At 55.7% G+C, this 7455-nt stretch carries 5 protein-coding genes; all 5 read left to right on the top strand.

What is annotated here, in order from left to right:
- Window positions 1-200 (top strand): oligopeptide/dipeptide ABC transporter ATP-binding protein (locus WC370_09985; GenBank protein ID MFA5309795.1); only part of this gene is annotated, 200 nt, incomplete at its 5' end.
- Window positions 201-518: 318 nt separating this feature from the next.
- Window positions 519-3461 carry a PAS domain S-box protein gene (locus WC370_09980; GenBank protein ID MFA5309794.1) on the top strand — a complete coding sequence of 981 codons (2943 nt, stop codon included), beginning with the start codon at window positions 519-521 and terminating at the stop codon, window positions 3459-3461.
- A 16-nt stretch (window positions 3462-3477) separates the two neighbouring features.
- Complete coding sequence (locus WC370_09975; protein ID MFA5309793.1) at window positions 3478-4290, top strand: phosphate ABC transporter substrate-binding protein; 813 nt, start codon at window positions 3478-3480, stop codon at window positions 4288-4290.
- 59 nt (window positions 4291-4349) lie between these two features.
- Window positions 4350-5402, top strand: coding sequence for an HD domain-containing phosphohydrolase (locus tag WC370_09970; protein ID MFA5309792.1), 1053 nt, complete (start codon window positions 4350-4352; stop codon window positions 5400-5402).
- Between the two features lie 321 nt (window positions 5403-5723).
- Entirely contained in the window at window positions 5724-7403 is a 1680-nt protein-coding gene (locus WC370_09965; protein MFA5309791.1) for a phosphate ABC transporter substrate-binding protein, read from the top strand.
- Window positions 7404-7455 lie beyond the last annotated feature (52 nt).

Here is a 7455-nt window from a genome sequence, read left to right as displayed (position 1 = left end):
CCGTGCCCATCGCCGACCCCTTTGTGGAGGAGACCCGGGAGCGCATTATCCTCAAGGGCGAGGTGCCCAGCCCCCTTAACCCCCCGCCGGGCTGCGCCTTCCACCCCCGCTGCTTCATGGCCATGCCGGAATGCGCCCAGTCCGTCCCGGAGCTCCGCACCATCTCCACCGGCCACCAGGTCGCCTGCATTCGGGTGTAGCTTCAATATTACCGGGACATAATAATAAAGCTAGTGTAGACCTGTAGCGTTCGCCGTTTGCCTCTTATTTTGTCTTTCACTTTATTAATCCCAGTATTAAACACCAGTCTGAACTATATTACTTTCGCCATTTTTTCATTGCGGCGTCACCCCCGGATTGTACTAAGACAAACGTATATTGTTTATCGTTCGTTTATTATTCTTACCATAACGTTTACAATTTTTTTCTGTGGCGGACGTTATATTCAAATTACAGGTCATACCTGCCCTCCTTGATTTGAATATAAATGAAGGCTTGAGTGCCTTGAGGATAACACCTTGTCAGTCCGTAAAAAAACACTGATGATCATCCTGTCCACACTCGCTTGCCTGACTGTTGCCATTTTTGCCGTTTCCCAGATAATCATCGCCGGCAGCTATAACAACCTGGAAGCCCAGAAAACACGTGAGAACGTCCGGCGCGCCCAGAGCGCTATTTACGACCAGATAACCATACTCGATTCCGTGGCGCGGGACCTGGCGCGGCGCGATGATACCTTCCGGTTCATCCAGACCCCGGGCGGGGACTATATCGACTCCACCCTGCACGACCGCTTCTTTTCGGATTTCAGTATCAATTTCGTCCTGTTCCTGAACAAGTCCGGCGAGCTGGTGTACAGCAAGGGGTTTGATGTAGGCAGTAATAAAGAAGTCCCGCTGGAAGCCAGCCTGAGCCAGGAGGAAATTACCGGCGAGTTGCCTGTTTTTCACACCGGCGAAGATAACATCACCTATTCCGGCATCGTCATGCTGCCGGAAAGCCCGGCCGTTATCGCTTCCTATCCCATATTGACCAGCCAGGGTCGGGGACCCAACCAGGGCACGCTGATTATCGGGCATTACCTGGACTCCACCCGGATTAAAAACATCGCGGACAGCACCTTCCTTTACCACCTGAACATCTATCCGTTTACGGACAACACCCTGCCCGACGATGTCGTGAAAGCGGCGGTACAGCTGGATACCGGCCTGCCGATAGCCGTATCCCCCCTGAACGACGATTACGTGGCCGGCTACACCCTGCTTAATGATATTCACGGCAATCCCGGCCTTATCCTTAAAGTTGACGAGCCCCGCACCATACACCTCCAGGGCATCACCACGTCCCACTATTTTACCTACACCGTGATTATCGTGGGGGCGATTTTTACCATCATTATCATGCTGCTACTGGAAAAACAGGTCCTTTCCCGGCTGAGCTACCTGCGCTGGCGCGTCAGCAAAATAGACCTTTCCCAGGGCACCAACGCCCGCATTAACCTGCCCGGCCATGACGAGTTCGCGGATTTGAGCGGGACTATCGACCAGATGCTGGAGCGGCTGGAAGGCTCGCTGAATGACCTGCGCCTCAGTGAAAAAAGGTACCGCAGCATCCTGGAAAGCATCGAGGAAGGCTATTTTGAGCTGGACTTGCAGGGACAATTCACCGTGGTAAATGATGCCCTTTGCCAGTGCCTCGGCTATTCCCATGAGGAGATGATTGGCCGCCGGCTGCGGGACTATATTAACGAGACTTTTGACAACCACCTTAACGGGATTCTAACGCACATCCGTTTGGAACACGAGCCGGTCAAGTGGCTTTCCTGGCAGACCACGCACCGTGACGGTTCTAGGTGCCATATCGGCATGTCTATTTACCCCATGCTGGAAAGTGACGGCAGCATCGTGGGGTTCCGGGGGGTGGCGCGTGACGTTTCCGGACTGGTCAAGGTGGAGGAAGCCCTGCGGGAATCGGAGGAAAAGTTCTCCAAGGCTTTCCGTGCCAGCCCGGACTGCATGGCCATCACCACGCTGGAAGAAGGCAAGTACATTGAAATCAACGATGCCTATACCCGCGTCACCGGCTATACACGGGACAACATCATCGGCCGGAAGGTTATTGATATTAACCGCTGGGATGAAGCCAATGCCCGTGAAACAATCATGAAAAAACTGAAGACTAAGGGCCGGGTGCTTAAAGAAGAATGCCGCTTCCGCATGAAATCCGGCGCCATCCGTACCATGCTCTATTCCGCGGAAACGCTGAAAATAGGCGGCGTGGATTGCGTCCTTTCGGTGACCACGGATATCACCGACCGCAAGCGGCAGGAAGAACAGCTCTTGCAGACCTCCAAGCTGGCGTCTATAGGTGAGCTGGCTTCCGGCGTGGCGCATGAAGTGAATAACCCGCTTACCAGCATCATCGGTTACGCCCAGCTGCTTTCGGCCAACCGGACGGTGCCGCCGGACGTTAAAGCAGACCTGGATAAGATATACAAGGAAAGCCAGCGGGCGGCCAAGATAGTGCAGAACCTCCTGAGCTTTGCCCGCCAGCACAAGCCGGACAAGTCCGCCCACTCTATTAACGACCTGGTTAAACAGACGCTGGAGCTGCGCGCTTACGAGCACAAGACCAGCGATATTACCGTGACGCTGGACCTGGGGGAAAACCTGCCGCCGGTCATGGCGGACTACCACCAGATTCAGCAGACGATTTTGAATATCGTCATCAACGCCGAGCATGCCATCGCCGAGGTCAGGTGCAAAGGCGGCATTACCGTGAGCACCTCGGCCAGCCTGCCTTTCGTGCGCATCACCATCAGCGATAACGGCTGCGGCATCAAGCCGGAGAATATGAGCCGTATCTTCGACCCCTTCTTCACGACCAAGGACGTCAACAAGGGCACCGGCCTGGGACTGAGTATTTGCCACGGTATTATTTCGGAGCATGGCGGGAAGCTTTATGCGGAGTCGGTCGAAGGCAAGGGCACCAGCTTCTACATCGAGCTGCCGGTGGCTGAAACCGCCCCGCCCCTGCCGATAGAAAAATCCATGGTGGTGACCGAGCCGCCGGAAGATGTACAGCACCGTGGCCGGATCCTGATTATTGATGACGAGCCGGGCATCAGGGAAGTGATTCAGCGCATCCTGGCCGCCCGGGGCTATACCACCACCGCCGCCGGTGACGGGCGGACCGGGCTTTCGGAAATCGCCAGGAACGGCTATGACCTCTGCATCGTGGATATGAAAATGCCGGACATGAGCGGCAAAGATATCTTCGAATATATTAAGAACCATCACCCGGAATACGTCAGCAAGATCATTTTCGTCACCGGGGATACGGTTACCTCCTCCACCAACCAGTACCTCCAGACCACGGGCCGTCCGTTTCTCAACAAGCCGTTCAGCTACCATGAACTGCTGAGCAACATTGAAAAATGCCTGGCGGACAGGAAGAACTGATTTTAAAAGGAGCAAGATGAAGAAAAGCTGTTTGAGATGGTTGCTGGTGCTGGTGGTTGGCGCCGTCTGTTTACTGGGCGCCGGCGGCTGCCAGAAAACCCGGCTTATCGGCACCATCAATGAAGCCGGCTCCACCACGGTGCAGCCGGTGGCGGAAAAACTGGCCCAGGAGTTCATGAACCGCAATCCGGATGTGAACATCATCATCCAGGGCGGCGGCTCCAGTGAGGGCATCAGGAAAGCGGCGGAGGGCTCGGTGGATTTGGGCGCTGCCTCCCGCAACATTAAAGCGGAAGAGCCGGAACTGATAACGCATCTCATCGGCCATGACGGGATTGCCGTTATTGTTCACCCCAACAACCCGGTGAATGGTCTGACGCGGGAACAGGTGATAAAAATATTCTCCGGTGAAATCAAGAACTGGCGGGAGCTGGGCGGCAGCGATAGTGAAATTACTATTGTCAGCCGCGAAGGCGGCTCCGGCACCCGCGCCTGTTTCGAGGAAATGGTCATGGGCGAATCCCAGATAACGGATAAAGCCCTTTTCGAGCCTTCCAACGGCGCCGTCCGGGCGCAGGTCTCCACCACGCCTTCGGCTATCGGCTACCTCTCCCTGGGCTATATCGATAACACCACCAAAGCCCTGTCTATCGATGGCGTGGCATGTACCGTGGCCAACTGTAAATCCCACCTCTATCCCATCGTGAGGCCGCTTTACTTTCTCACCAAGGACGCCCCGGAAGGCATCGTCAAGGCTTTTATTGAGTTCAGCCTGAGCGGTGACGGCCAGAAAATTGTCGTCAACGAGGGCTATCTGAGCAATGATTAACCGGGCGTGTTAGCCGCGTAATATTTACCCGGGCACGGGTTTTGCTGGGAGGCGCTCAAATGCAGGAACCTGAAAAAGAACGCATCATGATAATCGACGATGAGGAATACATACGGGATATTCTGTCCCGCATGTTGACGACGGACGGCTACCGTTGTTCCGCCTTCGGTGACGGCTGTAGCGCCTTGCAGGCGTTTTCTCAGTACAGCTTCCCCCTGGTACTGCTGGACTCCAAGATGCCCTGCATGTCCGGTGAAGAGGCTCTCAAAGAGATTACCGCGCGTTACCCGGAAACGGCGGTTATCATGGTCACCGCCATGGCGGATGTCGGCACCGTGGTCAAGATGATGAAGAGCGGCGCTTATGATTACCTGGTGAAACCGGTGGATATGGAGGTGCTGCTGCTCAGTGTCAAGCGCGCCCTGGAAAAAAGAAGCCTGCTGGTGGAAAACCGCCATTACCGGGAGCAGTTGGAGCAGAAGGTCAAAGAGCAGACGGCCAGGATCCGCAACAATCTGCTCAACTCCATTACCTCGCTGGTTTTTGCCCTGGAAGCCAAGGATATCTATACCAGCGGTCATTCCCAGCGGGTGGCCGGGGTGGCCGCCGCCATCGCCGTGGAGATGGGGCTGGGCAAGGACATGGTTGAGCAGGTCAGGTTCGCCGGTCTGGTGCATGACATCGGCAAAATCGGCGTCCGGGAGCTGGTCCTGAACAAGAATAAAGAGCTGACTGAAGACGAATACCGGCATATCAGCTCGCACAGCGTGGTAGGGGAGCGCATCCTCAAGCCGATTATGGAAAACGAGGCTCTTTCCCTCATGGTGCGTCACCACCATGAACGCTATGACGGCCGCGGCTATCCGGACGGGCTGCAAGGCGCGCGGATTCCCCTTGGCTCGCGGATACTTTCGGTAGCGGATACCTATGACGCCATGACCTCGGACCGGCCTTACCGCCGGGCGGCCAGCCACCGGATTGCCCTGGGGGAGCTGGAACTCAAAGCGGGCTCCCAGTTCGACCCCGCCGTGGTCAAGGCTTTTGCTGCTATCAGGAATATCGAGGTGTTCTGGCAAAGCAGCGATGTCCTGGCGCCGGATACGTTGACCTGATATTAGTGACTATATTCCCATTCCTGTAGACCGGTAATACTTAGCTCCCTGGATATCCATATTTAAGGGCGGACGCCAATCCGCCCTTTTTATTTTTCCCCGCCATTTCTCCCCACCCCGCCGCGATTCCGCATTTTCCCGCTCTTAACAAAACCTTAAATTAAGTTTTACCGGAACTTTACAAAGTCAAAACATCCTCTTAATCTCAACCATACATAATTTTAACTGAATGGATTATTTTAATGATTCTTGCAGGGGAGGCTTAAATGTAACAAACGTGAAAACATTATATAAATCATTAAATTATAAAAAGGAGAAAAAGTGAAAAAATTCAAATGGCTGGTATTATCGGTATCTATGCTGCTCGTCATCGTCCTGGCATTTACCGGATGCAATAATACAAGTCCTACAACCACCGCGAGTCACCAGCCCGCCTCTACCACGCCTTCAACCACCACCACTCCGCCCGCCTCCACTACGCCAATGCAGACTACTACCCCACCCCCTACCACCGGTACGCCTTCCGGCCAGATTACCGAAGCCGGCTCGACCACGGTACAGCCCCTGGCGGAAAAACTGGCGGCTGCTTTCAGTGAAGATTATCCTGATATTACCGTCATCATCCAGGGCGGCGGCTCCGGCGTGGGCGTCAAGTCCGCTCAGGACGGCACGGCTGATATCGGCGCCGCTTCCCGCGAGCTTACCGCTGAAGAAATAGCCAGCGGTCTTGTGGAGTTCGTCCTGGCCAAGGACGGCATTGCTATCATCGCCCATCCTTCCCAGACCATAACCAACCTTACCGTCGCCCAGATAAAAGACATCTTCAGCGGCGCCATCACCAACTGGAGCCAGGTCGGCGGCGCTAATAAGACTATCCACGTCGTCGCCCGTGAAGAGGGTTCCGGCACCAGGGCCGCCTTTGAAGAAATGGTCATGGGTAAGAACGGCCCGGTCATCGTGGCCAACGCTATCCTTCAGCCCTCCAACGGCGCTCTGAGGACGACCGTCGCCGGGGATGCGGATGCCATCGGCTTCCTCTCCTTCGGTTACCTTGATTCCTCGGTCAAGGCGTTCAGCGTGGAAAGCATTGCCGCCACGGTGGCTAACGCCAAGAGCGGTGTATACCCCATCGTGCGTCCGCTGCTCTTCCTCACCGGTTCCCAGCCCACCGGCATCGTAAAACAGTTCATTGATTACTGCTTGAGCTATAAGGGACAGGCCATGGTGGAATCCGAAGGCTATATTGCAGTCGGCCCCACCGTGGAAATGAAAGGCACCATCACTGAAGCGGGTTCGACTACCGTGCAGCCGCTGGCTGAAGAGGTGGCCGCCGCTTTCATGGCTAAATACCCTGATATTACCGTCATCATCCAGGGCGGCGGTTCCGGCGTGGGCGTCAAGTCCGCCCAGGACGGCACGGCTGATATCGGCGCCGCTTCCCGCGAGCTTACCGCTGAAGAAATAGCCAGCGGTCTCGTGGAGCACGTGCTCGCCAAGGACGGCATCGCTATCATCGCCCATCCTTCCCAGACCATAACCAACCTTACCGTCGCCCAGATAAAAGACATCTTCAGCGGCGCCATCACCAACTGGAGCCAGGTCGGCGGCGCTAATAAGACTATCCACGTCGTTGCCCGTGAAGAGGGTTCCGGCACCAGGGCCGCCTTTGAAGAAATGGTCATGGGCAAGAACGGCCCGGTCATCGTGGCCAACGCTATCCTTCAGCCCTCCAACGGCGCTCTGAGGACGACCGTCGCCGGGGACTCGGATGCCATCGGCTTCCTCTCCTTCGGTTACCTTGATTCCTCGGTCAAGGCGTTCAGCGTGGAAGGCATTGCCGCCACGGTAGCTAACGCCAAGAGCGGCGTTTACCCCATCGTGCGCCCGCTGCTCTTCCTCACCGGTTCCCAGCCCACCGGTATCGTGAAAGAGTTTATCGACTTCTTCCTCAGCCCCGAAGGGCAGGCAATCGTAGCCCAGGACTATATCACGGTGAATTAATTCCTCCTTTTATATAGGTGGGGGCTGAACGGGATGGCAGCCCCCACCCAAC

Source organism: Dehalococcoidales bacterium, assembly GCA_041652735.1.
In the GTDB taxonomy this organism is placed as follows: Bacteria; Chloroflexota; Dehalococcoidia; order Dehalococcoidales; family RBG-16-60-22; genus RBG-13-51-18.
This window is presented reverse-complemented; position numbering and strand designations above follow the sequence as displayed.